This window comes from Streptomyces sp. NPDC054770 (assembly GCF_053611985.1).
This window is the reverse complement of sequence record NZ_JBSHBL010000118.1, coordinates 1-24,491: the sequence shown is the minus strand read 5'-3', so window position 1 is coordinate 24,491 and position 24,491 is coordinate 1. Positions and strand designations below refer to the sequence as shown.

The window sequence follows — 24,491 nt, the reverse complement described above, 5'->3', positions numbered from 1 at the left end:
GGCGTGGGCAGGGCAAGACGAAGCGCCACCAGCCACCCGGCCCCCGCGAGAAAGGCGAGGGCCCGCTGCCAGCCCGCCTCGGCGACCGGCATCCCGGCGCCGATGGCGGCGGCGACCAGCAGCTGCGTCCCGGCCCCGGAGGCGACGGGCCCGACGGCGCTCATTCCTCCGGCGACCAGCCCGAGCCCGGTGAGCAGCAGGGTCAGGGGGACGGCGGTGAGGTGCTCCCCGCCGTACGTCCCGACGAGCAGCCCGAGCGCGCCGGCGGCCGCGGGCACCCCGAGGCGCCGTACGGCGGACCGCCGGCTGCCCGGCCGGTCGTTGATCCCGGCGAGCATGGCGGCGATGGCGGCGACGACGCCGAGGGAGGTGCGGTGCAGCAGGACGGCGGTGAGCAGCAGCGGCCCGGCTGCCAGCGCCCCTCTCGTCACCGCGCTCCAGGACACGGGCCCGCGCTGGGCGCGCAGGGCGTGGGCGAGCCAGGGCGGCAGGGCGATACGAGGGGACACGGGGCTCCTGTCCGGACGAGGGCGGGGTGTGCCTTCGGGCGACGGTGGCCGGGCTGTTGGCTGGTACGTCCCACGGTAGTTGGTGTTCCGGTACGGAAAGGTGCGTTCGCATTTCGTGGGTGTGACAAGTACCCCGGAGAGCCGCGTTCTTTATGAACGCAATTCCGTGCGGGCCCGATTCGGGGCGCAACGTGAGCGGGCCCGAGGGCGTAGCCTGCCCCCGGGCCCTGGAAAGCCGCCCATCGTCACACGCCGGCACACTTGAGAACCCGGGTCAGTCGTAAGGTCGTCGCGTCCTTCCTTTGGACCACCACGCATCGAGCTGCGCGGGCAGGACTTGAACCTGCATTTCGACGTGCTGGGGCCCGGGCCCGGTCGATCCGGCGATCGGCGGCGAATGCTGAGTCTGGAGCGAGAGTCTGAGATTCAACGCGGCCCGCCCGGTGTGCACGGCGTGCGTGGTGTGCACCTGTGGGTGCGGCCGCTCTTCACGACAAGGCTCAGCTTCAGCTTTGCGCTCCTCGCGCACCCCGGCCGCTGGGGCCGGGGAGTCTGGAAGGCTACCCGAAGAGGTAGCCGAACACGGCGTCCCCGATCCGCCGGTCGACGACGTCGGCGCCGTTCGCCCCCTCGCGGGCGAACTTGACGGCCTGCTGCAACTTCTCGACCCGGTCGAGGAGTTCGTTGACGCGCCGGGCGGGCAGGGCACCGGAGAACTTCACGGTGGTCCAGTACCCGACCGGGACATCCTCGTAGTACACCTCGACCTGCGCCGGATGCTTCTCGGTGGCCTCGGCCTTCACGTGGTTGCGGGGCACCTTCTTGGTGCGCAGGGTCCGCACCGGCTCGGTCTTCCAGGCGTCGGTGGAGGGGTCCTGCACCCACGACTCGGAGGCGTCGAGCACCGGGAGCTTCCGTACGAACGTGTTGAGATCGACGAGCTGCTTCTCCAGGAACAGCAGATGGGCGACGGGCACATCGGCGACCAGCACCCGCCCGTCCACCGTCACATCGGCCCTGGCCTCGCAGTTGGCCCAGTCCTTGGTGGCGGTCACGTCGAAGAGCCGCGTCAGCGTGGCCGAGGTCTCCCGCAGCACGTCCTCGGCCTTGACCTGAACCCGCGTGGACTCGGGCGGCAGTTGCTCGCCCTCCTCGTCCTTCGGCTGGTACGTCCGCGAGATTCCGGCCAGCAACGCGGGCTTCTGCAACCCGTGATGAGCTGCCGTCAGGTCCTGATGAGCTTTGGACTTGATGCCCTTCTCGACCGCGATGATCTGATTGAGTTTCGCCACGTGAAAGACCGTAGCAGCGGCAACTCGCCTATTCCCAAGCATTTTTTTCCGAGCGATTCGCATACCCCCACCGGAAGCCGGACAACGACTCCGCCTCGGTAACGGCCCCGACTTCCCGGATTCCACCCGCAATCCGCTGAGCGGCGAGCCGGTCGGCATCGGCGTTCACGGCGGGCATGACTCACGGCACCTCGCTCTACATCCATCCCCTCGCCCGGAGGCACGGACTCGCCTCGGCCGTGCTCGACACGGTGTACGACGCCTGCCGTGCACGCTCCGGGGTTCGCACGGCTGTCATATCTGCCTCGGTGCGAGGTCCGGGAGAGCCGCGAGGGCGGCGAGGGCGGCGAGGGCGCAGGCGAGTTGACTTTCCTCGTGGCCGACCCGGACGGGGAGCTGGTGTTGCTGCTCGTCCGGCACTTCGGAAGACCGGACGGTACGGGCAGGTGGCGGATCGGCGTGATGCCTGGAGAGCCCGGACGACGGCTTCCCCGCCCTGTGCCGCCCGCGCCCGGAAATTCAGGTGCGGGTGCCCGGTGCGAGCGCGGATGATCGGTTGGTTGCCCGCCGTTCACTTCAGGAGCCCCAGTGATCCAGCGCGTCACCGCCCCGGGTCTGTTCCCGCCGCCCGGCTACTCCCACGTCTCCGTCGTCGAGGCCGGGGCGAAGCTTGCGTTCCTCGCCGGTTCCGTGCCGCTGGACGACGAGGGAAGACTTGTCGGGGAGGGGGATCCGCCGCGGCAGGCCGAGCGGGTGATCGCCAACCTGCGGGAGCAACTCCGCTCGGTCGGCAGCGACCTGGAACATGTACTGGCGACCGACGTGTACGTCGTGAGCAGTGAGCCCGCGGTGCTGTCCCGCGTCTGGGAGGTCGTCGAGGCCTCCGGGCTCAGCATCGGGCCGCACTCGTCGACGCTGATCGGCGTGGCCTGCCTGGGCTACACCGGGCAGCTGGTGGAGATCACCGCCACGGCCGTCGTACCCGAGGGGGAGCGGGGATGAACGCCGAGGTCACCGAGGTCGTACTGCGCCGCGCCGACGGGCCGGACGCCGCCGGGGTCGCCGACGTCTGGCTGCGGTCGTTCAGCGCCGCTCTGCCCACCGTCGTCCGGCCGCGCTCGGACGACGAGGTGCGGGCGTACATCCGGGACGTCGTGGTGCCGGAGCGGGAGACGTGGCTCGCGGACGCCGGTGGCCGGGTCGTCGGGATGATGGTGCTGGCGGGGGATCTGCTGTCGCAGCTGTATCTGGCCCCCGAGTGGCGGGGCCGCGGCATCGGTGACCGGTTCGTCGCGCTGGCCAAGGAGCGCTCCCCGCGGGGGCTCACGCTCTGGACCTTCCAGGTCAACAAGCCCGCCCATCGCTTCTACGAGCGGCACGGCTTCACCGCCGCCGAGTACACGGACGGCAGCGGGAACGAGGAGCGGGAGCCGGACGTGCGGTACGTGTGGCGGCCCTGAACCGGGCGGCCCGGGCCCGCTCGTCGCCGCCCAGGCCATGTACACCGTGAAGATCGCGAACACCAGCAGGAACAGGCCGGTCGACTGGTGAGGCCGAGGCTCCGAAGGTGTTGCCCCTATGCGGGTGCGGACCCCCATGTCCGCCTCTTCGCCAGCGGCTTCCGGTAGCTCCCCGCCCGGCTGGTCGTGAGCCCCAGGGTCACCAGCGACTCGGCCAGCTTCACCGCCGCACCGACCCCGTCGACCACCGGAACCCCGAGCTTCTCCCCCACCACCCGTTGCAGCCCCGTCATCCCGGCACAGCCGAGGACCAGGACCTCGGCACCGGCGTCCCGGACCCGCTCGGCCGCCGCGAGGAACGCGGCCTCCGTGCGCCCGGGGTCACCGGCGAGGTCCAGGACGCCGAGACCGGTGCCGGCGACGGCGACGCAGTTGCGGGCCACCCCCGCGGTCTCCAGGCTGTCCTCGATCTGCCCGCGCGACCGGTCCAGGGTGGTGACGACGCCGTAGCGGCGGCCCAGCAGACAGGCCAGGTGGGCCGCGGCCTCGGTGATGTCGACGACGGGTACGTCCACCAGCTCCCGCACGCCCTCGCGCCCGTGCTCACCGAAACCGGCCATGACCACCGCGTCGTACCGCGGACCCTGGTACGTCCGCAGCGCGTCCAGGACCGCCGCCGCCGACAGGTAGCTGTCGAGCCAGCCCTCCGCCGACTCGGGCCCCCAGTCCGGGGTCAGTCCGGTCACGGCGGTGCCCGGGCCTGCGGCGGCCCGGGCACCTCGTACGATCTCCTCGGTCATCTCCTGCGTGGTGTTGCAGTTGGTGACGACGATCCGCACGCCTTTCAGACCTCCTCGGCCGCGAGGACGGGGGCAGGGGCGGGGTCGGGGGCGCGGTCACCGCGGCACAGCGTCAGGTAGAGGCCCGCGGCCAGCGCCGTACCGATGAACCAGGAGTACGGCGCCACATCGCTGAACGTCTTCACCAGCGCGAGCACGGCCGCGACCGCCGCCGAGGGCAGGAACGCCCACAGCGCCTTGGGGTTGACCCCCTTGCGGTAGTGGTACGGGGAGCCGGGGGCCGCGTCGAAGAGCTGCTGGACGTCCACCCTGCCGCGCTTGATCACGTAGTAGTCGACCATGATCACGCCGAACAACGGGCCCAGGAAGGCGCCCAGGCCGCCGAGGAAGTAGTTGACGACGGTGGGGTTGGAGAAGAGGTTCCAGGGGGTGACGACCAGCGCCGCCACCGTGCTGATCATGCCGCCGACCTTGAAGCTGATCTTCTGCGGCCAGACGTTGGCCAGGTCGTACGCCGGTGAGACGAAGTTGGCGACGATGTTGACGCCCATGGTGGCGACCGCGAAGGTCAGCGCGGCCACGACCAGGACCCAGGTGTTGCCGACCTTGGCGACCAGTTCGGCCGGGTCGGTGATGGCCTCGCCGAAGACCTCCAGGGAGCCGGCCGTGACGATCACGGAGACGACCACGAAGGCCGTGGAGTTGATCGGCAGGCCCCAGAAGTTGCCGCGGCGGACGGTGCGGTAGTCCGGAGCGAAGCGGGAGAAGTCGCAGAAGTTGAGCATCAGGGTGCCGTAGGTGGCGAGGATCAGGCCGATCGCACCGAACCACTGCCGCCACTGCTCGCCGACGGAGACCGGGTGCGGGGTGGAGGTGAGCGAGATGGTCCAGTGGGCCTTGGCCAGGATCCAGACCGCGAGGGCGATCATGACCAGCCAGATCGCCGGGCCGCAGAAGTCCTGGAACTTGCGGATCGTCTCCATGCCCCGGCTGATGATCGCCGCCTGGATCAGCCAGAGCGACACGAAGGAGATCCAGCCCAGCGTGTCCAGGCCCAGGAAGGAGCTCTCCGTCAGGGACTTCAGGCCCGGCCAGGCCGCCAGCAGCATCACGTTGACGGCGACGGACGCCAGATAGGTCTGGATGCCGTACCACATGATGGCGATCACGGCCCGGATGAGCGCCGGGATGTTGGCGCCCCAGACGCCGAAGCTGATCCGGCTGACCACCGGGAACGGCACTCCGTGGCGCTGGCCGATCCTGCCCATCCAGTTCATGCCGACGTAGATGAGCACGAAGCCGGCCAGGAGGGAGGTGAAGACCTGCCAGACGTTCATGCCGAGGACCAGCAGGCCGGCGGCGAAGGTGTAGTTGCCGAGGTTGTGGACGTCGGACATCCACATGGCGAAGAGGTCGAAGACCTTCCAGTTCCGCCGCTCCGCGGGGGCGAGGTCTTCGTTGGTGAGCCGGGGGTCGGGGACGAATTCGAGTGCGCCGGTGGCTTCGGCGCGGTCGGCGAGGGACACGGGGCCTCCAGGGAACCAACCGGTGTACCATCTTTTGGTATACCAAACTGGGGTCATGGTGCTCCCGTCAAGCGTTCCGACCGATGTCCGTCCCGTTACGGCTCCGTAAAAGCCCCCCGGGTCGGCGAAAATGACCTCATGGGCTCCCCCACCACGAAGATCGAACCCTTGGGCGCGGTGCGCGAGCGCGTCCTCGCGACCCTGCGGCAGGACATCATCGCCGGGCGGCTGGGCCCGGGCGACCGGCTGGTGGAACGGGAGCTCGCCGAGCGGTTCGGGGTGTCCCGGGTGCCGGTCCGGGAGGCGATCCGGGCCCTGGTCGCCGAGGGCTTCGTCCTCTTCGAGTCGGCCCGCCGTACGGTCGTGCGCCGGCTGACCCCGACCGACGTCAAGGAACTCTTCGAGCTGCGCGAGGCGTTGGAGGTGTACGCGGCCGGGCTGGCGGCGGCGCGGGCGACCCCGGAGGCACTGGCCGAGCTGCGGGAGCTGCTCGACCGGGCGGCCGCGGCGACCGGGGCGGGCGACGCCGAGACCATCACCGACATCAACACCCGTTTCCACGACCGGATCCTGGCCCTGGCCGGCAACAACCTGCTCATCTCGGTCATGGAACCGGTCGACGGCCGGCTGCGCTGGCTCACCCGGCGCAACGAGGAATGGCCCCAGCTCCTCACCGAGCACCGCGAGTTGTACGACGCGATCGCCTCCGGCGACCCGGACCGCGCCCGCGCCCGCGCGCTCGGCCACGTCCAGGCCAACTACCGGTCGACGGTGCGGCACCTCTTCGGCGAGGACACCGGCGCCTAGCCGCCCGACCGGCCACCGATGGGAGCACCGGTTCGCATCGGGCTCTCATCGAGCGCTCCTCACCCCAGCCCGGCCGCCTCCGCCGCCGTCCGCAGCACCGCGCGGAGCATCTCGGGGGTGAGGCGGCCGGTGAAGGTGTTGCGCTGGCTGACATGGAAGCAGCCGAAGAGGTCCAGGCCGCCGAGGCCGACCCGGGTGCCGTGGGCGAACGCCGGGCGGGGCCGGGGCACGGTCCAGCCCGCCGCCTCGAACGCCGGCAGCGCGGCCTGCCAGCCGAAGGCACCCAGCACGACGGCGGCGCGCAGCGTCGGCCGCAGCAGCGTCAGCTCCTCGGCCAACCAGGGGCGGCAGGTGTCGCGCTCCTCGGGGGTCGGCTTGTTGGCGGGCGGGGCGCAGTGCACCGGCGAGGTGATGCGCACGCCGTACAGCTCCAGGCCGTCGTCGGCGCTCACCGACGTCGGCTGCGAGGCCAGCCCGACGTCGTACAGCGCCTGGTACAGCACGTCACCGGAGCGGTCACCGGTGAACATCCGGCCGGTGCGGTTGCCGCCGTGCGCGGCCGGGGCGAGGCCGATGATCAACAGCCGGGCGTCGGCGGGCCCGAAGCCGGGGACGGGCCGGCCCCAGTACGTCCAGTCGGCGAACGCGGCCCGCTTGGTACGCGCCACGTCCTCCCGCCAGGCGACCAGGCGGGGACAGGCCCGGCAGGCACTGACGCGGTGGTCCAGGTGGGCGAGGGGGGTGACGGGGGTGCGGTCCACGTTTCAACGGTAGGGCCGGGGGTGCCGAGGAGGGCGAGGGTTGCCGGAGCAGTGCGGTCGGGATGGCGGGCGTTCGCGGAAGCACCGTGCTGGTCTGTGCGAGGTGGCGGCCTTGGGTTGTCGGTCGCTGATCGCGGCCACGCGGCGGTAGCCGCATGTCGACAACAGCCCCGCGCCCCTCGGGGCGCGGTTGTGGGCGTCGGCCAATCGGTTCCGTCGGTGTCGGCCCGGGGGGGCTAAGGTCGGGGCATGGCTTCTGAGGATGCGGACGGCGGCAGGGGGCACGCGAGCGGTGTGACCGGGGATGCCACCTCGGCCGGGCCTGACGCGGGAGCGGAGGCCCCCGCCGCCCCGGCCCCCGGCTCCACCTCCGATTCCGCCCCCGACCCCGCCGCGATCGCCGCGGCCGTCGCCGCCGCCGAGGCCGCGAGGCCGGCTCCCGGTGAGAACGTGCGGATCGACAGCTGGATCTGGGCCGTCCGCCTGATCAAGACCCGCTCCATGGGAGCCACCGCCTGCCGGGGCGGACATGTCCAGGTGAACGGCGAGCGGGTCAAGCCCGCCCACTCCGTGCGCGTCGGCGACGAGGTGCGGCTGCGCCATGAGGGGCGGGAGCGGGTCGTCGTCGTGAAGCGGCTGATCCGCAAACGGGTCGGCGCCCCGGTGGCCGCCGTGTGCTACATCGACAACTCCCCGCCGCCCCCGCCCCGCGAGGCCTCCGCCCCCATCGGCATCCGCGACCGCGGCACCGGCCGCCCCACCAAGCGCGACCGCCGCGAGCTGGAACGACTGCGCGGCCTCGGCGGCATGGGTGGGATGGGCGGCACGGGCGGTGGTGGTACGGGGGGTGGTGGTACGGGCGGGACGGGGTCGGCAGGTCGGCCGAGCGGTGGGCGCCCCGGCGGACGGTGAGCCGTGCCGCGGGCCCGCCGCCCGCCGTGCGGAATTCCCGAGTGCCCGCCTCGCGCTACGCCGCCGGCACCGCCCGCACCCACATCCCGTCCTCGGTCAGATACTCGGCCACCTCCAGTCCCGCCTCCGCGAGCGCCTCCTCGAACTGTTCCTCGGTGAGCGGCCGGGACAGGAAGGTCTGGGTCCAGGCGGCGTCCGGGAACTCGTACTCCGCGCGCACCGAGTTCACCCCGTCCCCGACCGGCTCGGCCGACACGATCCGCACGGTGTAGCCGCTGGGGTCCACCCGCTCCCTCGGCACCTTCGCGTGGTAGTTCGCGCCCTCCCGCTGGATGAGCACGCAGCCGCCGTCCGCCACGTGCGCCACACAGGTGCGCAGCAGGCCCCGGCGCACCTCCACGTCCCCGGTGTGCACCAGGAACGACGCGAGCAACACCACGTCGAACTTCTCGCCCAGGTCGAGCCCTTCGATGGCGCTGCGTATCGTGCGCGCCCCGCGCACGCGCTCCAGCATCTCCGCCGACTCGTCCACCGCCGTGACCGTGAACCCCCGTTCAAGGAGCGGGTGGGTCATCCGCCCCACGCCGCAGCCCAGCTCCAGGATGCGGGCGCCGGCCGGGACCGCCGCCTCGATGATGTCCGGTTCGTCCCCGACGGACAGACGCGAGTAGAGCTCGACCGCGCAGCCGTCCGGGGTGATCGCACCGGGTCCCGTTCCCTCGTACCCCTCACGCATTTCAACCGTCATGCCCGAACAACGGCCCGCCGCCGCACCGCCGTTCCCGCACCCGGATGGTTCACTCGTTCGAGCAGTTCGAAGGTCCGACGGGAACTTCTCCAGGGCACGGCGCCGTTGACGTCCGTCACCGGTCCCAGGGAATCCATCCGTGCCCGACGTACCAGTGCCCGCCCGCCCGCAGATGGTCGCCGACCGCCCGCTCCAGCGATGTCCGCCGGGGCAGGTCCGCCACCGGCAGGTCCGGGGCGCCGAAGACGAAGCCGACCGGTGTGGTGTCGGCCGGCTCCGGATCCTCCCAGCCGGGCCGGAACCGCTCCTGGAAGCGGACGACGTTGGAGCCGGCCGGGAGGTGTCGGCGCAGCTGCGGGTCGAGCAGCCAGGAGTGGCAGGTCGCGACGGTGTGCGGCTCCTCGGGGAAGTGCCGGGCGAAGAACTCCCGGGCGCGGTCCAGGGAGCGGTCGCAGGCGACCGGGGTGAGCGGTCCGAGGAAGTCCGGGATGTGCAGGTCCAGGGAGGGCTCGCCGCCTCTCACGTCCGTTCCGGCCGCCCTGATCGCCTGTGCCGTGCGGTCACCGAGCGTGGTCCGCTCGTACTGCAGGCGTCCCAGCTGGTAGAGGCGGCCGCAGAAGTGGCGGGTGAGCCAGTGTGCCTGGCGGGCTCCCAGCCCTCCGCTGCCGAACCGTCTGCGGTGCAGTGCCATGCCGCGGCCGAGGTCGGCGAGCGTGTGGCGGGAGACGTCGTCGGGAATGCCGCGCGCCCGGTGCACCGCGCGGGCGTGCGACACCGCCGTGAGGAAGACGTACACGAGGAAGTACTCGCCCAGTACCGGCGGAGCCTGGACGGCCCGGTCGGCGAGCCCGGCCGGGTCGTCCACCTCCCGCACCGCACCGGTCACGTCCTCGGCGCCCTCTTCGAGCAGCCGCCGGAGCCCGGGGTCGGCGGTCACGGCCCGCCGCAGTGCCACCACCTCGTTGATGTCCTCGTGCGGCACGGCGAGGTCGAGGAGCAGGTCGGGCAGGTCGTCGGCGTCCGGCAGCACGGCGTGGTCCCCCTTGGTGAAACGTCCGGTCGAAGAGTACGTTGCAGACAGGAACGGTGATCCGGGATGCGTACAGGCAGTGAACCGGCGACCGCCCGCAGTGCGCTGCGGGCGCGGCTGTGGCTGAGCGTGTGGGGAGTGGCCTGGGCGATCTTCGGCACGGCGGTGTTCGCGCTGGTCGGACGTCCCGGCTGGGCGGCGGCCTGCGGGGTGCTGTGGCTGGTGGCCACCGTGGACATGATCGTGATCCTCAGGCACATCCGGCAGGGCCCGCACTACCAGCCGGGCCGCGACGTGCCGCCGTACCGGCCCGCGGACACCCGCCCGCCGCGGTTCCGGCGCCCGCCGCAGCACGGTCACCCGTGAGGGACCATCGGCTCACGTCCAGTCCGCTCACGTGCAAGTCCGCTCACGCACGGTCTGCTCACGCACAGCCGGCTCACGCGCCGCTGTCGAAGCGGGCCGCCTTCAGGTACTCGGGGTTCGGGTCCAGAGCGGCCGCCAGCCTGAAGTGGCGTATCGCGAGGTCGGCGCGGCCCTGGCGCTCATAGGTACGGGCGAGCGCGAAGTGGGCGAACGCGTTGTCCGGTTCGCGCTCCAGGACGATGGTGAACTCCAGCTCGGCGGGGCGCAGTTGCGCGGCAGCGAAGAAGGCACGCGCGCGCAGCAGCCGGGCGGCGGTGTTCTCGGGGTGCGCGGCGATCACTCCGTCGAGCAGCTTCACCGCGCCCCGCGGGTCCCGTGCGTTGAGCAACTGCTCGGCGGCACGGAAGTCGATGACATGCGTCTCCGGAGTACGTCCGGTCGAACCGCTGGTCTCGGGCACGGCAAAGTCCTTCCCTCACTGAAGCGGTTCAACGCCCGGACGGGTGCCCGCTATTTCGAAGACGCATTCCCTTTGGAAGAACCGGACGCCCGCGCCCGGCGCACGAGGTCGGCCCACACCTCCCCGACGCGCTGCCGGAGCGCTTCCAGGGGGACGTCGTTGTCGATCACGATGTCCGCGATCTCCAGGCGCTTCTCGCGCGTCGCCTGCGCGGCCATACGCGCGCGGGCGTCCTCCCCCGTCATCCCCCGCAGCCGGGTCAGCCGGTCCAGCTGGGTCCCGGGGGCGGCGTCCACGACGACCACGACGTCGTAGAGCGGTGCGAGGCCGTTCTCCGCGAGGAGCGGGACGTCGTGGACCACCACGGCGTCGGCTGCGGCCGCCCGTTCCAGCTCGCTGGAGCGGGCCCCGACGAGGGGGTGCACGATCGAGTTCAGTACGGCGAGTCTCCCGGGGTCGGCGAAGACGATCGAGCCGAGCTTCGGCCGGTCCAGGCTGCCATCGGCGGCCAGCACCTGCGGGCCGAAGGCCTCGGTCACGGCCGCCAGACCGGGGGTGCCGGGCGCGACCACCTCACGCGCGATGCGGTCCGCGTCGATCAGCACCGCGCCGTGCCCGACGAGCAGCCGGGACACCTCGCTCTTGCCGACGCCGATCCCGCCGGTGAGGCCAACTTTCAGCATGCTCCGAAGCCTAGGGGGTGTCCGGCGGACCTCAGCCTTCGCCCTCCCGCTCCGCGAGGAAGCGCTCGAACTCGAGGCCGATCTCGTCCGCCGAGGGGATCTCCACCGGCTCGGCGAGCATGTTGCCCCGGGTCTCGGCGCCCGCGGCGGCGTCGTACTGGTGCTCGAGGCCCTGCACGAGGGCGGTGAGCTCCTCGTCGCCCTCCTGGATCTGGCTGTCGATCTCCGTCTGTGTGCGGTGCGCGTCCGTGCGCAGGGCGTGCGCGATGCCCGGGAGGACCAGCCCGGTGGCGGCCGTGACGGCCTCCAAAACGGTCAGGGCGGCGTCCGGGTAGGGCGAGCGGGCGATGTAGTGCGGCACGTGCGCGGCGACGCCCAGGACGTCGTGGCCGGCCTCCATGAGGCGGAACTCGAGCAGCGACTCGGCACTGCCGGGCACCTGGGCCTCGTCGAAGGGGCTGCGGTGTCCGGGGACCAGGTCGATGCGGTTGCCGTGCGGGGTGAGGCCCACGGGGCGGGTGTGCGGCACGCCCATGGGGATGCCGTGGAAGTTCACGGACAGGCGGACGCCGAGCCGCTCCACGATCTGCCGAACGGCAGCTGCGAAGCGCTCCCACTCGACGTCGGGCTCGGGGCCGGACAGCAGCAGGAACGGCGCGCCGGTGGCGTCCTGGACCAGCCGGACCTCGATGCCGGGCTCCTCGTACTCGGTCCAGCGGTCCCGCTTGAAGGTCAGCAGCGGGCGGCGGGCCCGGTAGTCCACGAGCCGGTCGTGGTCGAAGCGGGCGACGACCTGGTGGGGCAGCGAGTCGAGGAGCCGGTCGACGATCTGGTCGCCGGTCTCTCCCGCGTCGATGTATCCGTCGAAGTGGTAGAGCATGACAAGACCGGCCGACTCCTGGGCCAGCGCCATGTCGACGACTGCCAGGCCCTTCGGCTCCCATGCGTACAAACCCTGCGGATCAAGCACTGTGACCGCTCCTCCTCGTGTTCGTACACGTCAACGCGGCACTCACCACAGGCATTCCCACCGAGAACCCGAACAGGCACCTCTCACCGCCTTCTCATGCCAGGAGCGGGGGCACGCGCGCGTGCACACGTCCGCACCGGACGCGGTCACGCGCGCGTGCCGGGGTCAGGCCGCCATCACGCGCGCGTGGAGCGCCGTCACCGCCTTGCGCGCCGAGCTGAACGCACCGTGCTGCCAGGCGTCCGTGTAACTGAGCCAGTCACCGGCGAACCAGACGCGGCCGGTGGGCTCGTTCAGGGGCTTGTAGCGCGTGTCGTCGGGGCCGCCGGGGGTGTCGTGCCAGGCAGCCTCGAGGTGGGGTGTCTGACGCCAGTGGTGGGAGAAGGAGGAGGCCAGTTCGGTGCGGTACTTGTCGCCGTAGATCTTCACGCCGGCGGCGACCGCGCGCTGTTCGCGCTGGGCCGGGGTGAGCTTCGCATAGGAGTCGGCGTCGTCGTCGTAGTTGTAGTAGCCGATGAGGACGCCCCGTTCGCCGTGGAAGCCGTACGAGGGGTGCCAGATGTGGGTGACGTCCTGGTCGGTCTCGGTGATGCCGCCGTAGATGTGGTGGTCCAGCTCCCACCAGCGGGAGCGGTACTCGAGGCCGATCTTGGCGGCCGACGACGGAGTGACGGCCGCCAGGGCGCTCTGCACTCCGGAGCCCAGGTTGTGCGGGATCTTGGCGAGGATGTTGGGCGGCATGGCGGCCACGCAGTAGTCGGCCTCGACGACCTTGGTACGACCGCCCTGGGTGTACGTCACGGTGACGCCGTGACCGGTGTCGGTGATCTTGGAGACGGCGGCTCCGGTACGGACGCGATGCGCGCCGATCGCCCGGGTGAGCGCCTTCGGTATCTGGTCCATGCCGCCGACCGGCTGGAACATCAGCATGGCCTGGTCGAAGCCGAACTCGAAGGAGAAGTAGCGTCCGACACCGCTCGCGAACACCGCGGAGGCGGTCGGGACATCGCCGAGGAGCGCACCGGGGGTGCCGGCCGCGGCCGGTACGGTCGTGTATCCGCGCCGCTCACCGCCCTCGTACGTCAGCGTGTCGCCGAGTTCGCCCCAGTCCTTGAGGAACTCGACGAGCCGCTCCTGGTCGACGGCCGTCAACTCCTTGTCCAGGGCGCCCTTGTTCGTGGCCTTGGCGAGCAACTCCGAGACGTAGCCGTACACGTCGGCCTTGGCGGTGCGGTACCGCTCCGGCTTCGTCATGCCGGCGGACTCGTTGTAGATGTAGGCGTCGGCGTTGACGTTCGTGAACACCTGGATGGGCACACCGAGTTCACGGCAGTAGTCGAGGGTGATCATCCATTGCGGGATCCGGGCCGGCCCGGCGTTCATGTAGTGGCCGTCGGCGAACCGCGCGGTCTGCGTGTTGCCGTAGAGGTCGGTGGTGGAGTCGCCGCCGCGCACGGTGAAGTTGCGTCCGCCGGTGCGGTCCCTGGCCTCCAGGATCGTACAGTCGTAGCCGGCTTTGCCCAGCTCGTAGGCGGTCGCCAGGCCGGCGATGCCGCCGCCGAGGATGACGACCCTGGCCGCGGCGCGCCCGGTGAGGGTGAAGTCGCTCGCGCTGAGCGCCCGGAAGGACTGCTCGCGCTGGGCGGCCTGGGCGGTGGGGGCGAGTCCGAGGGCTCCCATGGTGGCGAACATGGCGCCGGCGCCGCCGGTGAGACCGACGTTCCGCAGGAACGCCCGCCGACTCGTCCCTGACCTGTACTGAGGCTGAGCCATGGTGGAACTCCCCTTCCGATCTTGAACGAAGACCGGGGAAGCGTCCCAGCGCCGCGTTACGGCCCAGCGGCTATTCGTGTATCCCACACGTTTCGACCGGCGGGAGCACGCCGCCCAAGAGGCACGCCGACTGTTTCGACCGACGGCCACGCCAACTCCCTTAGGGGCGCGGGGAACTGCGCGACAAGCCCCCACCGGCCGCAGGCCAGACAACGACCGGACAACACCAAGGGGCCGCACCTCGAAAGGTACGGCCCCTCGGTCAGGAGCTACAGCTCAGTGAGCGTTCAGCTCTGGCCACCCGCGAGCTTCTCGCGCAGCGCGGCCAGCGCCTCGTCCGAGGCCAGCGCACCGGAGGTGTCGGCGCCCTCGGAGGAGTACGAACCGCCACCCGCGGCCGGAGCCGCACCCGCGGCGTCGCCGCCCTCGGCAGCGGCAGCGGCGTCGGCCTCGCGGCTCTTGATGACCTGCTGCTGGTGCTGCTCGAAGCGGGTCTGCGCCTCGGCGTACTGGTGCTCCCACGCCTCGCGCTGGGTCTCGTAGCCCTCGAGCCAGTCGTTGGTCTCGGGGTCGAAGCCCTCGGGGTAGATGTAGTTGCCCTGGTCGTCGTAGGACGCGGCCATGCCGTACAGGGTCGGGTCGAACTCGACCGTGGCCGGGTCGGCACCGAAGGCCTCGTTGGCCTGCTTCAGCGAGAGGCTGATGCGGCGGCGCTCGAGGTCGATGTCGATGACCTTGACGAAGATCTCGTCGTTGACCTGGACGACCTGCTCCGGGATCTCCACGTGGCGCTCGGCCAGCTCGGAGATGTGGACCAGACCCTCGATGCCCTCGTCCACGCGGACGAACGCACCGAACGGAACCAGCTTGGTGACCTTACCCGGGACGACCTGACCGATCTGGTGGGTCCGGGCGAACTGCTGCCACGGGTCTTCCTGGGTCGCCTTCAGCGACAGGGAGACACGCTCGCGGTCCATGTCGACGTCGAGGACCTCGACGGTGACCTCCTGGCCGACCTCGACAACCTCGGACGGGTGGTCGATGTGCTTCCAGGACAGCTCGGAGACGTGGACCAGACCGTCGACGCCACCCAGGTCCACGAAGGCACCGAAGTTGACGATCGAGGAGACCACACCGGAGCGGACCTGACCCTTCTGGAGGGTCGTGAGGAACGTCTGGCGGACCTCGGACTGGGTCTGCTCCAGCCAGGCACGGCGGGACAGGACCACGTTGTTGCGGTTCTTGTCCAGCTCGATGATCTTGGCCTCGAGCTCCTTGCCCACGTAGGGCTGGAGGTCGCGGACGCGGCGCATCTCGACCAGGGAGGCCGGGAGGAAGCCACGGAGGCCGATGTCGAGGATGAGACCACCCTTGACGACCTCGATGACGGTACCGGTGACGATCCCGTCCTCTTCCTTGATCTTCTCGATGGTGCCCCAGGCACGCTCGTACTGGGCGCGCTTCTTCGAGAGGATCAGGCGGCCTTCCTTGTCCTCCTTCTGAAGGACAAGGGCCTCGATCTCGTCACCGACGGCGACGACCTCGTTGGGGTCGACGTCGTGCTTGATCGAGAGCTCGCGGCTCGGGATGACACCTTCGGTCTTGTAACCGATGTCGAGCAGGACCTCGTCCCGGTCGACCTTCACGATGACGCCGTCGACGATGTCGCCGTCGTTGAAGTACTTGATCGTCTCGTCGATCGCGGCGAGGAAGGCTTCCTCGTTACCGATGTCGTTGACCGCTACCTGCGGGGTGGTGGCGGTGGTCTCGGTGCTGCTCGTCATGTGAGAAAGGGCTCCGGTACGGACATTGAAGTCGTAGGTACTGCTTACGCCGGGAGCCTGTTTCGCTCTGTAGAAGCCGGACAGCCTAGGAAGCGCCACCTGAAACACTGGTGACGCCTCGACAACCGAGGGGACATACAACAGATGCGAGCGCAGCCTGCTACGTCTGAGGTGCGCAGGCCCGCAGCGCAACTTGTAGCATACGGGGGCAGCCGGGCAGGGTCAATGCGCGAAGGCGCACACCCGGGGCGGATCGCCGCATACCCGGCACAAGAAACGTCCCACCAGGCCACGCACGCCTGAGGGACCCCCTCCGTGACACACCCCCGACGGGTTGCACGGAAGAGTACGACGAGGGAGCCGATCATCCAAGAGCCCGATTCGTTCGACCTCGAAGCGGCCGGTCCGACGGCCGGCGCCGAGGCCGAACCGGAAGCCACCCGGCGTGCCGCCGGGGTCGCGGAGAGCAGCCGGGCCAACCGGGGCTGGTGGGACCGCAACGCCGACGAGTACCAGGTCGAGCACGGCACGTTCCTCGGCGACGACCGTTTCGTATGGGGTCCAGAGGGCCTCGACGAGGTGGAGGCGGAGCTGCTCGGCCCGCCGGAGGAGCTGAAGGGCAAGGACGTCCTGGAGATCGGCGCCGGCGCGGCCCAGTGCTCGCGCTGGCTGACCGCCCAGGGTGCCCGTCCGGTCGCCCTGGATCTCTCGCACCGCCAGCTCCAGCACGCGCTGCGCATCGGCGGATCGTTTCCCCTGATCTGTGCGGACGCGGGCGCGCTGCCCTTCGCGGACGCCTCCTTCGACCTGGCCTGCTCGGCGTACGGCGCGCTTCCCTTCGTCGCCGATCCGCGCCTGGTGCTGCGCGAGGTGCGCCGGGTACTGCGGCCGGGCGGGCGGTTCGTCTTCTCGGTGACCCACCCGATCCGCTGGGCGTTCCCCGACGAGCCCGGCCCCGAGGGGCTCTCGGTCTCCGCCTCCTACTTCGACCGGACGCCGTACGTCGAGCAGGACGAGGACGGCGGCGCGGTGTACGTCGAGCACCACCGCACGCTCGGCGACCGGGTCCGGGACATCGTCTCCGCGGGTTTCCGGCTCGTCGACCTGGTGGAGCCGCAGTGGCCGGCCTGGAACACCGCCGAATGGGGTGGCTGGTCCCCGCTGCGGGGCGGTCTCGTCCCCGGGACCGCGATCTTCGTCTGCGAGCGGGACTGAGCGTCTCCCGGCCCGACCGGGACCGAGCGTTCATCCCGACCGGGACCGAGCGTTCATAAGGAACCGCACGCGCGCGTGCGGGGCGTTTGCGGGTCCGTACGACACTGGGGGGCGTGATCCGTTACGACGCCCTGGACGCGCTGCCCGTGCGGCAGGCCCTGCCCGGTCTGCACGACGCCCTGGCGGGGCACGGCACCGCCGTCCTGGTGGCACCGCCCGGCACCGGCAAGACGACGCTGGTGCCGCCGGCGCTGGCCGGGCTGCTGGGCGAGGGACCCGCGCGGCGGGTGGTGGTGGCCGAGCCGCGCCGGATCGCCGCCCGGGCGGCGGCCCGCCGGATGGCCTGGCTGCTCGGCGAGCAGGTGGGGCGGAGCGTCGGCTACACCGTGCGCGGCGAGCGGGTCGTGGGGCGCCACGCACGCGTGGAGGTCGTCACGACCGGTGTGCTGTTGCAGCGCCTGCAGCGCGACCCGGAACTGTCCGGCGTGGACGTCGTGATCCTCGACGAGTGCCACGAACGCCATCTGGACGCCGACACGGTGGCGGCCTTCCTCTGGGACGTACGCGAGACCCTGCGGCCGGAGCTGAGCCTGGTGGCCGCTTCGGCGACGACGGACGCGCAGGGGTGGGCGCGGCTGCTGGGCGGGGCGCCGGTGGTCGAGGCGGCCGGGGCCGCGTACCCGGTGGAGGTGGTGTGGGCGCCGCCGGTACGGCCGGTACGGCCGCCGCACGGGATGCGCGTCGATCCGGCGCTGCTGGCGCACGTCGTGTCGGTGGTGCGCCGGGCCCTGGCCGAGCGGGACGGGGACGTGCTGTGTTTCCTGCCGGGCGTGGGCGAGATCGCGCGCGTGGCGGGCCGTCTGGGGGACCTCGGGGGCGTGGAGGTGCTCCAGGTGCACGGCAGGGCACCGGCCGCCGTCCAGGACGCGGTACTGGCTCCCGGGACCCGGCGCCGGGTGGTGCTGGCCACCTCGGTCGCCGAGTCCTCGCTCACCGTGCCCGGGGTACGGGTGGTCGTCGATGCGGGGCTCGCGCGGGAGCCACGGGTGGACCACGCGCGCGGGCTGAGCGCGCTGGCGACGGTACGGGCGTCCCGCGCGGCCGGGCGGCAGCGGGCGGGCCGGGCCGGGCGGGAGGCGCCGGGGGCGGTGTACCGCTGCTGGTCCGAGCCCGAGGACGCCCGCCTGACGGCCTATCCGGCCCCGGAGATCAGGGTGGCCGACCTGACCGCGTTCGCCCTCCAGACGGCCTGCTGGGGCGATCCGGGGGCCGCGGGACTGGCGCTGCTGGACCCGCCGCCGGCCGGGGCGATGGCGGCGGCGCGGGAGGTGCTGACGGCGATCGGCGCGGTCGACTCCGCCGGACGGGCGACGGAACGGGGGGTGCGACTGGCTCGGCTGGGGGTGCATCCGCGGCTGGGGCGGGCGCTGCTGGACACCCCGGGCGGGGGCGCCGAGGTGGTCGCGCTGCTGAGCGAGGAGGCGCCGCGGGAGTACGGGGACGACCTGGCGGCCGCGCTGCGCACCGTCCGCCGGGGCGGTGACGCCTATGCCGGGCGCTGGCTCGCGGAGGTGCGGCGGCTGACGGCGGACGGCGAAGGCGCGCCGGCGTCCGGCGTGGACGACCGGACGGTGGGACGCGTCGCCGCCCTCGCCTTTCCCGAGCGGGTCGCCAGGGCCGACGGAGGGTCGTACCTGATGGCCTCCGGGACCCGGGCCGAGCTCGGGGAAGGCAGTCCGCTGCGCGGTGCGCCGTGGATCGCCGTGGCCGTCGCTGACCGTCCGGTCGGCAGCGGACACGCGCGCGTGCGGCTCGCCGCGGTGGTGGACGAGGACACGGCCAGGTCGGCGGCCGCGTCCCTGTACGCGGAGGACCTGGAGGTGCGCTGGGCCGACGGTGACGTCGTCGCGCGGCGGGTGGATCGGCTCGGGGCGATCGAGCTCGCGGTGCGGCCGTTGCGGGACGCCGACCCGGTCCTGGTACGCGCTGCGCTGCTCGACGGGCTGCGGCGCGAGGGGCTCGGCCTGTTGCGGTGGACGCCCGACGCCGTCGTGCTGCGGCAGCGGCTCGCGTTTCTCCGGCTGCACCTCGGTGAGCCCTGGCCGGACGTGTCCGACGACGCGCTGCACGCGCGCGTGGACGAATGGCTGGAGCCGGAGCTCGGCCGGGCCCGGCGGCGGGCCGATCTCGGGCGGATCGACGCCGGGGAGGCGCTGCGGCGGCTGCTGCCGTGGGCGGGCGGGGAGGCGGGGCGGCTGGACGAGCTGGCGCCGGAGCGGATCGCCGTACCCAGTGGGTCGCGGATCCGGGTCGACTACGGGAATCCCGAGCAGCCGGTGCTCGCGGTGAAGTTGCAGGAGATGTTCGGGTTGCAGGAGTCGCCCGCGGTGGCCGGGGTGCCGGTGCTGGTGCATCTGCTGTCGCCGGCCGGGCGGCCCGCCGCCGTCACCGCCGACCTCGCCTCGTTCTGGAGGGACGGCTACAAGGGCGTACGGGCCGAGCTGCGCGGGCGGTATCCGAAGCATCCCTGGCCCGAGGATCCGGCCGGCGCCGAGCCCACCCGGCACACCAACGCGCGGCTCAGGCGCTGACCGGTTCCGGGACCGCGGTGTCGGCCGGTGCCGGGTCGGCGGGGCGGCGGCTGCGGGCCTCCAGGTAGAGGGAGAGGGCGAGCAGCGCGATGCCGAGGGACAGGAACCCCCAGGGGAGGTAGGAGGTCAGCATCAGGACGAGGGTGCGGTTGTGCTTGACCAGGGCGACCGTGCTCTTGATGTAGTCCTCGCGCATCTTCACGTCGCCTGCGAAGGCCGTCACCTTGGCGCGGCCGCCCAGCAGGGTGCCGCCGCGCAGCTCCTCCTTGTGGATCTCCTCGCCGTAGACGGGTGCCCCGGTGGCCGGTTCGACCCAGAACCTGCGGACCGTGGTGTACCAGCGGGTGGTGCCGGTCTTGGCGATGCTCGCTGCGGTGATGCCCTGCACCGGCAGCTTCTTGGGCATGGGGACCTTGGTCCAGGGGATGGTCTGCTCGAAGTAGTAGACCTTGACGCCCCGGAAGGTCTGCGTCCCCTTGTAGTGGATGGGGTTGGTGGTGCGGGTCTGCGCGTCGAAGTACTCGTAGTCCCGTTTCTCGGTCAGGAACGGGAACTTGAACTCGATGCCGTCCCGGGTCACCGGGTCGCCGTCGACCATCTCGCCGGTGGCGTGCACGGGTTCCTGGCTGTGGGCGTCGAAGATGTAGCGCTCGGGGATCTCGGAGACCATCTTGCCGTCGGGTCCCTGGACGTAGGACAGGCCGTCCCAGACGACGACGTCCCGGCCGGCCGTCTTCTCGATCTTCTTCGCGGCCGCCACGTCGCCCTTGAGGGTCTGCACGATGGTGACCTGGGGGACCTTCTTCGCCTTCATGGTGCCGTAGTCGAGGAGCGTGGCGTTCTTCGCCACCAGGACCATGTCCTGGTACTGGTTCGCCGGGATCTTGGCGAGCCGCGGGAAGGCGTACCAGCGCAGCATCGGGGACAGCGTCGCGAAGAACACGGCGAAGGCGAGCAGGACCAGACTGGCCTTGCGGCGCATCTCGGCCTCCCGGGGCGGCGGTTACGGGTGTGCGGGCACCGTCGTGAGCAGCGGCTTCGGGGACGTCTTCCCGTCCGGCGACCCGAACGCGCTGACCGTCACGACCAGGGCGATCGCGAGGGCGAGACCGGTCGCGGCGGCGATCAGGGCACGCATGCGGGACCTCCCAACGGCCGACGAGTTCCTGATGGATCGTCAGGTCCGGGCACCGTAGCAACGGGAGGGTGAGATGAGAACAGGTCGTACGACGACGAGGGCGCCGTCCCGCGTCGGCGGGAGGGCGCCCAGGTCGTCGTACGACGGTGGATCAGGAGCCGGCGGAAGCGCTCGGGGAGGCGGAGGCCGACGCGGATGCCGATGCGGACGCGCTCGGCGAGGCGCTCGGCGACGGGCTCGACGAGGGGTCGGCCGCGGCGACGGTCAACTCGACGGTGAGCGTGGCACCACCGGTGGTGGTGATGCGGAGCAGGAATGTGCCGACGGTGTCGTCCGCGTACAGCTTGGGCAGCGTGAGCAGGCCGTTCGCGTCCGTCTGGAGGTCCGTGAGGGTGCGGACGGGGTTGCCGTCCGCGTCCTTGAAGTACGGGCCCTTGTCGTTCGTGCTCGTGTCGTCGGCCGACTTGACGAGCGTGGCGGTGGCGGCGACCTTGTCGGCGACGGCACCCTGGTAGGTGGCCTTCGCCTGTACCTGGTCGGCGAACTCGCCGCCCGGGGCGCAGGTCAGCGCGGTGGTGTTGGTGAGCGCGAGGGTGTCGGCGGCGCGTGCGGTGACGGTCGCGTCGTAGTCGACGCCCTTGGCCGTGCGGCCGACCACGCCGGCGTGGACCGTGAAGTCGCCGGTCTTCTCACCGGCCTGGAGCGCCGGGGCGACGGCGACGCCCTTGCTGTCGGTGACGACCGTGGCGGTGCTCTCGCCGCCTGCGAAGGTCGCGTCCGTGTCACCGACGATGGTGAAGCGGACCCGGACCTTGGCGACGGTCCGGCCCGCCTTGGTCTCCGCGCGCGTGCTGATCTGCTTGCCGAACGCGTCGCCGGCCATCGCCGTGAGCGTGGCGGTGCCCGCGTCCTCCAGGTGGTCCACGGTGTCGGTGGCCGTGGGCGGCAGGCTCGGCGACGTGCTCGGGATGCCCGGCGTGGGCTCGGTGGGCTTCGGCGTCTTCGTGGTGGGCTTCTCCGTGGAGCCGTCGGAACCGTCGGAACCGGAGCCGGAGTGGGTCTGGGATCCGGTCGAGCCGTCACTGCGGTTCTCGGGCAGTGTGCCGGTGCCGTCCGGGACCGAGTGGGTGCCCTTGCGGTAGTACTCGTACCAGGACATGACCAGGTTGAGGTAGTCCTGCGAGTTGTTGTAGCTGAGGATCGCGCTGTTCATGTCGGCCTGGACGGACAGGTCCCAGCCGTTGCGGCACAGGTAGTGGCCGGCGGCGAGCGCCGCGTCGTAGACGTTGTTGGGGTCCTTGACGCCGTCGCCGTTGCCGTCGCGGCCCGCCCACGCCCAGGTCGACGGGATGAACTGCATGGGGCCGACGGCCTGGTCGTACTGGCTGTTGCCGTCGTACTTGCCGCCGTCGGTGTCCTTGATGAGCGCGAAGCCGTTGCCGTCGAGCTCGGGGCCGAGGATGCGGTGCAGGGTGTTGCCCTCGGCGTCGACGTCACCGCCGCGGGCCTGGCCGGACTCGACCTTGCCGATGGCGGCGAGCAGTTGCCAGGGCAGGTTGCAGCCCGGCTTGGAGCCGCGCAGTTCCGCCTCGGCCTTCTTGTAGGCGTCGAGGACGGTGGCGGGTATGCCGGCCTCGGCCTCGCCCTGGGAGACGGGGGTGCCGATGCTCGGCGAGGACGGGGTGGGGCCGGTGCTGGGGTTCGGGCTGTTGAGCGGCGGCAGGTCCGTGTAGTACGGCGAGTCGCCGGTGGCGCCGGCGTCGGACGTGGGGGTGCTGGCGCCGGCGTTGGCCTGTCTGCCCGTGTCTCCGGTCGTGACGCCCGGGGCCTGGGACGCGGACAGAGCCGCTACCGCCACCGCGGCCACGGCGGTCGTCGCCGCTCCCTTGCGCAGCCGCCTGCCGAATTGCGCCGCCATAAGGTGAACCCCTCCCGTGGGCGCCTTCTGAGCGCCCGTCTCCGTCTGTCTGCTCGCCTGGTGTGACGGTCGACCTGGTGCTGTGGTTGCCCCCCGTTACCCCGTTCGGCTTGTTGCGACTTCTGAGGTAGTGCATCCGGCCGCGCACGCCGGGGTGGCGACCCAGGCGACCCTACGACAACTTCCTTTCCACGGACACCCGGTGGTGCCCGGTATTCACCAGTTGGCCATTACCCGTTGGGGCACGGCGATGTCCCGGATACTTGGCGTACGCGATCACTTGTTCGGCGCTCCGGCCGACGACTGCTCCAGGGGGTCCGGGTGCCGTTCACTCTCAGCCATGCCGCCGCCGTGCTGCCCGCCGTGCGCGGCGACGGGACCGGGCGGGGGCGGCTGGTCCCGGCGGTGCTCGTCGCGGGGTCCTTCTCCCCCGACCTCACCTACTACGCGGCGAGCGCGGTGCCGGACGCGATGGGGTTCGGCGCGTTCACGCACTCCTTCACCGGCGTGTTCACCGTCGACGTGCTCATCTCCTGGGCACTGGTGGCGCTCTGGACGCTGGTGCGTGAACCCCTCGTGGCACTCGCGCCGCGGGCCCGGCAGGGGCGGGTGGCCGCGCTGTTGCGCTGCGGGGCGCCACGCGCGCGTGCCGGATTCTCCGTGGCCGCCTGGTGGTACGTCTCCGCCGTGCTCGGCGCGCTCACGCACGTCGTCTGGGACGCGTTCACGCACCACGACCGCTGGGGGACGCGGCTGATCCCGGCGATCGGCCGGGACGCCGCGGGGGGTATGCCGCTCTACACCCTGCTCCAGTACGGCAGTTCGGTGGTGGGCGTGGCGGTGCTCGCCGTGTTCACGGTCCGCGCGGTACGGCGGGCGCCGGCCGGGGAGCCGGTGGGGGTGCCGCGGCTCTCGGTACGGGACCGGTGGTGGGCCGGCGCCGGCATCACCGGCTGCGCCCTGCTCGCGGCGGTGCTGCGGGCGGTGCGGTGGTGGGAGTACTGGGGCGCTGCGGCGAAGCCCTGGGAGCTGCTGCCCACGGTGCTCTTCGGGGCGGGGGCGGGGCTGCTGCTCGGGGTGCTGGGGTACGCCGTGTCGGTCAGGGTGTGGCGTCCGGCGCCGGTGGCCGGCGGCGTGCGGCGGAGTCCGTCGGCCGTTCGGTGAGGCTCGCCACGAACACGGTCATGGTCCGGGGGCGGCGGGGGCCGGGGAGCGCGGTGCGGAGCAGCGCGAGGTAGCTGCGGGCGACATCGAGCCACTGGCGCAGGTCGGGACGGGCGCGGAGTCTGCGGCGGAGGCGGGTGGCCGCGCGGCGCACGGTGACGACGAGGTCGGCGGGGATCCGGGCGGAACTGGCGCCGGCCGCCAGGGCCGGGGCCGACGGGGACGCCGTGACCTGAGCGGCGGCGGCGGAACGGGCCTTGGCCGGAGGCCTGCTCTGGGGCGTCCGGCGGTGAACCATACGTATACCCATGGCCGCATCCTTGCCGGTGGCGGAGGCGGGGGCGTTCTGGCAGGGGCCACGCGAGTGACGGGGCAGCACCCCTTTTTTTTCTCCACCACCCTCTTCGCTCACCCCGCCGCCCCTGCGCTCGCCCACCACCCTCTTCGCTCACCCCGCCGCCTCCTTCGCTCCGCCGCCCCCTTTCTTTCTCCGCCGCCCCCTTTTTTTCTCCGCCGCAACGGTGCTCAGCCACGACGGTGGCTTTCGGCGGTGCCGAACCCACGGGATGCGCCGGGTTCTGCTC

The 24,491-nt window shown here is 71.7% G+C and carries 23 protein-coding genes and 1 pseudogene; 8 read left to right on the top strand and 16 right to left on the bottom strand.

What is annotated here, in order from left to right:
- Positions 1-509 (bottom strand): annotated as a pseudogene (locus tag ACWGKQ_RS48500) (FUSC family protein); the annotation flags it as partial.
- Positions 510-1,069: 560 nt separating this feature from the next.
- Positions 1,070-1,801: a DUF7873 family protein gene (locus ACWGKQ_RS48495; RefSeq protein ID WP_453298514.1), complete on the bottom strand. Its 732-nt coding sequence runs from the start codon at positions 1,799-1,801 to the stop codon at positions 1,070-1,072.
- A 588-nt stretch (positions 1,802-2,389) separates the two neighbouring features.
- Here ACWGKQ_RS48495 and ACWGKQ_RS48490 point away from each other — a divergent pair.
- Both ACWGKQ_RS48490 and ACWGKQ_RS48485 read left to right on the top strand, forming a co-directional pair.
- On the top strand, positions 2,390-2,803 hold the full coding sequence (locus ACWGKQ_RS48490) for a RidA family protein (protein ID WP_453298513.1): 414 nt from the start codon (positions 2,390-2,392) through the stop codon (positions 2,801-2,803).
- The gene (locus tag ACWGKQ_RS48485) at positions 2,800-3,261 is read left to right on the top strand and encodes an N-acetyltransferase family protein (RefSeq protein ID WP_453298512.1); all 462 of its coding nucleotides are present in this window, start codon (positions 2,800-2,802) and stop codon (positions 3,259-3,261) included. The genes ACWGKQ_RS48490 and ACWGKQ_RS48485 overlap by 4 nt, the downstream gene beginning before the upstream one ends.
- 116 nt (positions 3,262-3,377) lie before the next feature.
- Here ACWGKQ_RS48485 and ACWGKQ_RS48480 read toward each other — a convergent pair whose 3' ends face one another.
- The gene (locus ACWGKQ_RS48480; protein WP_453298511.1) at positions 3,378-4,100 is read right to left on the bottom strand and encodes an aspartate/glutamate racemase family protein; all 723 of its coding nucleotides are present in this window, start codon (positions 4,098-4,100) and stop codon (positions 3,378-3,380) included.
- Positions 4,101-4,105: 5 nt separating this feature from the next.
- Entirely contained in the window at positions 4,106-5,587 is a 1,482-nt protein-coding gene (locus ACWGKQ_RS48475) for an NCS1 family nucleobase:cation symporter-1 (protein WP_453298510.1), read from the bottom strand.
- Between the two features lie 138 nt (positions 5,588-5,725).
- Between ACWGKQ_RS48475 and ACWGKQ_RS48470 the strand changes: the two genes are divergently transcribed.
- The gene (locus tag ACWGKQ_RS48470) at positions 5,726-6,394 is read left to right on the top strand and encodes a GntR family transcriptional regulator (protein WP_453298509.1); all 669 of its coding nucleotides are present in this window, start codon (positions 5,726-5,728) and stop codon (positions 6,392-6,394) included.
- 59 nt (positions 6,395-6,453) lie between these two features.
- Here the strand turns inward: ACWGKQ_RS48470 and ACWGKQ_RS48465 are convergent, their stop codons facing one another.
- Positions 6,454-7,155 (bottom strand): uracil-DNA glycosylase, encoded by a 702-nt coding sequence (locus tag ACWGKQ_RS48465; RefSeq protein WP_453298508.1) that lies wholly within the window; start codon positions 7,153-7,155, stop codon positions 6,454-6,456.
- Positions 7,156-7,404: 249 nt separating this feature from the next.
- Between ACWGKQ_RS48465 and ACWGKQ_RS48460 the strand changes: the two genes are divergently transcribed.
- Complete coding sequence (locus ACWGKQ_RS48460; protein WP_453298507.1) at positions 7,405-8,067, top strand: RNA-binding S4 domain-containing protein; 663 nt, start codon at positions 7,405-7,407, stop codon at positions 8,065-8,067.
- A 55-nt stretch (positions 8,068-8,122) separates the two neighbouring features.
- Here ACWGKQ_RS48460 and ACWGKQ_RS48455 read toward each other — a convergent pair whose 3' ends face one another.
- The gene (locus ACWGKQ_RS48455) at positions 8,123-8,815 is read right to left on the bottom strand and encodes a class I SAM-dependent methyltransferase (protein WP_453298506.1); all 693 of its coding nucleotides are present in this window, start codon (positions 8,813-8,815) and stop codon (positions 8,123-8,125) included.
- A 115-nt stretch (positions 8,816-8,930) separates the two neighbouring features.
- Positions 8,931-9,845 carry an acyltransferase domain-containing protein gene (locus ACWGKQ_RS48450; protein ID WP_453298505.1) on the bottom strand — a complete coding sequence of 305 codons (915 nt, stop codon included), beginning with the start codon at positions 9,843-9,845 and terminating at the stop codon, positions 8,931-8,933.
- Between the two features lie 66 nt (positions 9,846-9,911).
- On the opposite strand from ACWGKQ_RS48450, the gene ACWGKQ_RS48445 reads away from it, so the two are divergent.
- On the top strand, positions 9,912-10,211 hold the full coding sequence (locus tag ACWGKQ_RS48445; protein WP_453298504.1) for a DUF6343 family protein: 300 nt from the start codon (positions 9,912-9,914) through the stop codon (positions 10,209-10,211).
- A gap of 73 nt (positions 10,212-10,284) precedes the next feature.
- On the opposite strand, the gene ACWGKQ_RS48440 is transcribed toward ACWGKQ_RS48445, so the two are convergent.
- The 5 genes from ACWGKQ_RS48440 to rpsA all read right to left on the bottom strand — a co-directional run bounded on the left by ACWGKQ_RS48440 (position 10,285) and on the right by rpsA (position 15,881).
- Positions 10,285-10,671 carry a tetratricopeptide repeat protein gene (locus tag ACWGKQ_RS48440; protein WP_453298503.1) on the bottom strand — a complete coding sequence of 129 codons (387 nt, stop codon included), beginning with the start codon at positions 10,669-10,671 and terminating at the stop codon, positions 10,285-10,287.
- Between the two features lie 50 nt (positions 10,672-10,721).
- Positions 10,722-11,354, bottom strand: coding sequence for a dephospho-CoA kinase (gene coaE, locus ACWGKQ_RS48435; protein WP_453298502.1), 633 nt, complete (start codon positions 11,352-11,354; stop codon positions 10,722-10,724).
- 31 nt (positions 11,355-11,385) lie between these two features.
- Positions 11,386-12,324 carry a PAC2 family protein gene (locus ACWGKQ_RS48430; protein ID WP_453298501.1) on the bottom strand — a complete coding sequence of 313 codons (939 nt, stop codon included), beginning with the start codon at positions 12,322-12,324 and terminating at the stop codon, positions 11,386-11,388.
- 165 nt (positions 12,325-12,489) lie between these two features.
- On the bottom strand, positions 12,490-14,016 hold the full coding sequence (locus tag ACWGKQ_RS48425) for a flavin monoamine oxidase family protein (protein ID WP_453298515.1): 1,527 nt from the start codon (positions 14,014-14,016) through the stop codon (positions 12,490-12,492).
- Between the two features lie 368 nt (positions 14,017-14,384).
- On the bottom strand, positions 14,385-15,881 hold the full coding sequence (gene rpsA, locus ACWGKQ_RS48420) for a 30S ribosomal protein S1 (RefSeq protein ID WP_055514157.1): 1,497 nt from the start codon (positions 15,879-15,881) through the stop codon (positions 14,385-14,387).
- A gap of 315 nt (positions 15,882-16,196) precedes the next feature.
- On the opposite strand from rpsA, the gene ACWGKQ_RS48415 reads away from it, so the two are divergent.
- On the top strand, positions 16,197-17,096 hold the full coding sequence (locus tag ACWGKQ_RS48415; protein WP_453298500.1) for a class I SAM-dependent methyltransferase: 900 nt from the start codon (positions 16,197-16,199) through the stop codon (positions 17,094-17,096).
- Positions 17,097-17,209: 113 nt separating this feature from the next.
- Positions 17,210-19,687, top strand: coding sequence for an ATP-dependent helicase HrpB (gene hrpB, locus ACWGKQ_RS48410; RefSeq protein ID WP_453298499.1), 2,478 nt, complete (start codon positions 17,210-17,212; stop codon positions 19,685-19,687).
- Here hrpB and ACWGKQ_RS48405 read toward each other — a convergent pair.
- The 3 genes from ACWGKQ_RS48405 to ACWGKQ_RS48395 all read right to left on the bottom strand — a co-directional run bounded on the left by ACWGKQ_RS48405 (position 19,677) and on the right by ACWGKQ_RS48395 (position 22,743).
- A complete protein-coding gene (locus ACWGKQ_RS48405; RefSeq protein ID WP_453298498.1) occupies positions 19,677-20,669 on the bottom strand; it encodes a DUF3068 domain-containing protein in 993 nt (330 codons plus the stop codon). The genes hrpB and ACWGKQ_RS48405 overlap by 11 nt on opposite strands.
- A gap of 21 nt (positions 20,670-20,690) precedes the next feature.
- A complete protein-coding gene (locus tag ACWGKQ_RS48400) occupies positions 20,691-20,825 on the bottom strand; it encodes an SPW_0924 family protein (RefSeq protein ID WP_453298497.1) in 135 nt (44 codons plus the stop codon).
- Positions 20,826-20,976: 151 nt separating this feature from the next.
- Positions 20,977-22,743: a lytic transglycosylase domain-containing protein gene (locus ACWGKQ_RS48395; protein ID WP_453298496.1), complete on the bottom strand. Its 1,767-nt coding sequence runs from the start codon at positions 22,741-22,743 to the stop codon at positions 20,977-20,979.
- 321 nt (positions 22,744-23,064) lie between these two features.
- On the opposite strand from ACWGKQ_RS48395, the gene ACWGKQ_RS48390 reads away from it, so the two are divergent.
- On the top strand, positions 23,065-23,907 hold the full coding sequence (locus ACWGKQ_RS48390) for a DUF4184 family protein (RefSeq protein WP_453298495.1): 843 nt from the start codon (positions 23,065-23,067) through the stop codon (positions 23,905-23,907).
- On the opposite strand, the gene ACWGKQ_RS48385 is transcribed toward ACWGKQ_RS48390, so the two are convergent.
- Positions 23,843-24,217 carry a hypothetical protein gene (locus tag ACWGKQ_RS48385; RefSeq protein WP_453298494.1) on the bottom strand — a complete coding sequence of 125 codons (375 nt, stop codon included), beginning with the start codon at positions 24,215-24,217 and terminating at the stop codon, positions 23,843-23,845. The two genes, ACWGKQ_RS48390 and ACWGKQ_RS48385, sit on opposite strands and share 65 nt — an antisense overlap.
- Between the last annotated feature and the right edge of the window lie 274 nt (positions 24,218-24,491).

What these genes read in the sequence shown, in the direction of transcription:
- ACWGKQ_RS48425 (WP_453298515.1), bottom strand. Translation starts at nt 14,016, where the DNA reads ATGTTCGCCACCATGGGAGCCCTCGGACTCGCCCCCACCGCCCAGGCC.
- ACWGKQ_RS48485 (WP_453298512.1), top strand. Translation starts at nt 2,800, where the DNA reads ATGAACGCCGAGGTCACCGAGGTCGTACTGCGCCGCGCCGACGGGCCG.
- ACWGKQ_RS48405 (WP_453298498.1), bottom strand. Translation starts at nt 20,669, where the DNA reads ATGCGCCGCAAGGCCAGTCTGGTCCTGCTCGCCTTCGCCGTGTTCTTC.
- ACWGKQ_RS48395 (WP_453298496.1), bottom strand. Translation starts at nt 22,743, where the DNA reads ATGGCGGCGCAATTCGGCAGGCGGCTGCGCAAGGGAGCGGCGACGACC.
- ACWGKQ_RS48460 (WP_453298507.1), top strand. Translation starts at nt 7,405, where the DNA reads ATGGCTTCTGAGGATGCGGACGGCGGCAGGGGGCACGCGAGCGGTGTG.
- coaE (WP_453298502.1), bottom strand. Translation starts at nt 11,354, where the DNA reads ATGCTGAAAGTTGGCCTCACCGGCGGGATCGGCGTCGGCAAGAGCGAG.
- ACWGKQ_RS48470 (WP_453298509.1), top strand. Translation starts at nt 5,726, where the DNA reads ATGGGCTCCCCCACCACGAAGATCGAACCCTTGGGCGCGGTGCGCGAG.
- ACWGKQ_RS48385 (WP_453298494.1), bottom strand. Translation starts at nt 24,217, where the DNA reads ATGGGTATACGTATGGTTCACCGCCGGACGCCCCAGAGCAGGCCTCCG.
- ACWGKQ_RS48400 (WP_453298497.1), bottom strand. Translation starts at nt 20,825, where the DNA reads ATGCGTGCCCTGATCGCCGCCGCGACCGGTCTCGCCCTCGCGATCGCC.
- rpsA (WP_055514157.1), bottom strand. Translation starts at nt 15,881, where the DNA reads ATGACGAGCAGCACCGAGACCACCGCCACCACCCCGCAGGTAGCGGTC.
- ACWGKQ_RS48445 (WP_453298504.1), top strand. Translation starts at nt 9,912, where the DNA reads ATGCGTACAGGCAGTGAACCGGCGACCGCCCGCAGTGCGCTGCGGGCG.
- ACWGKQ_RS48455 (WP_453298506.1), bottom strand. Translation starts at nt 8,815, where the DNA reads ATGACGGTTGAAATGCGTGAGGGGTACGAGGGAACGGGACCCGGTGCG.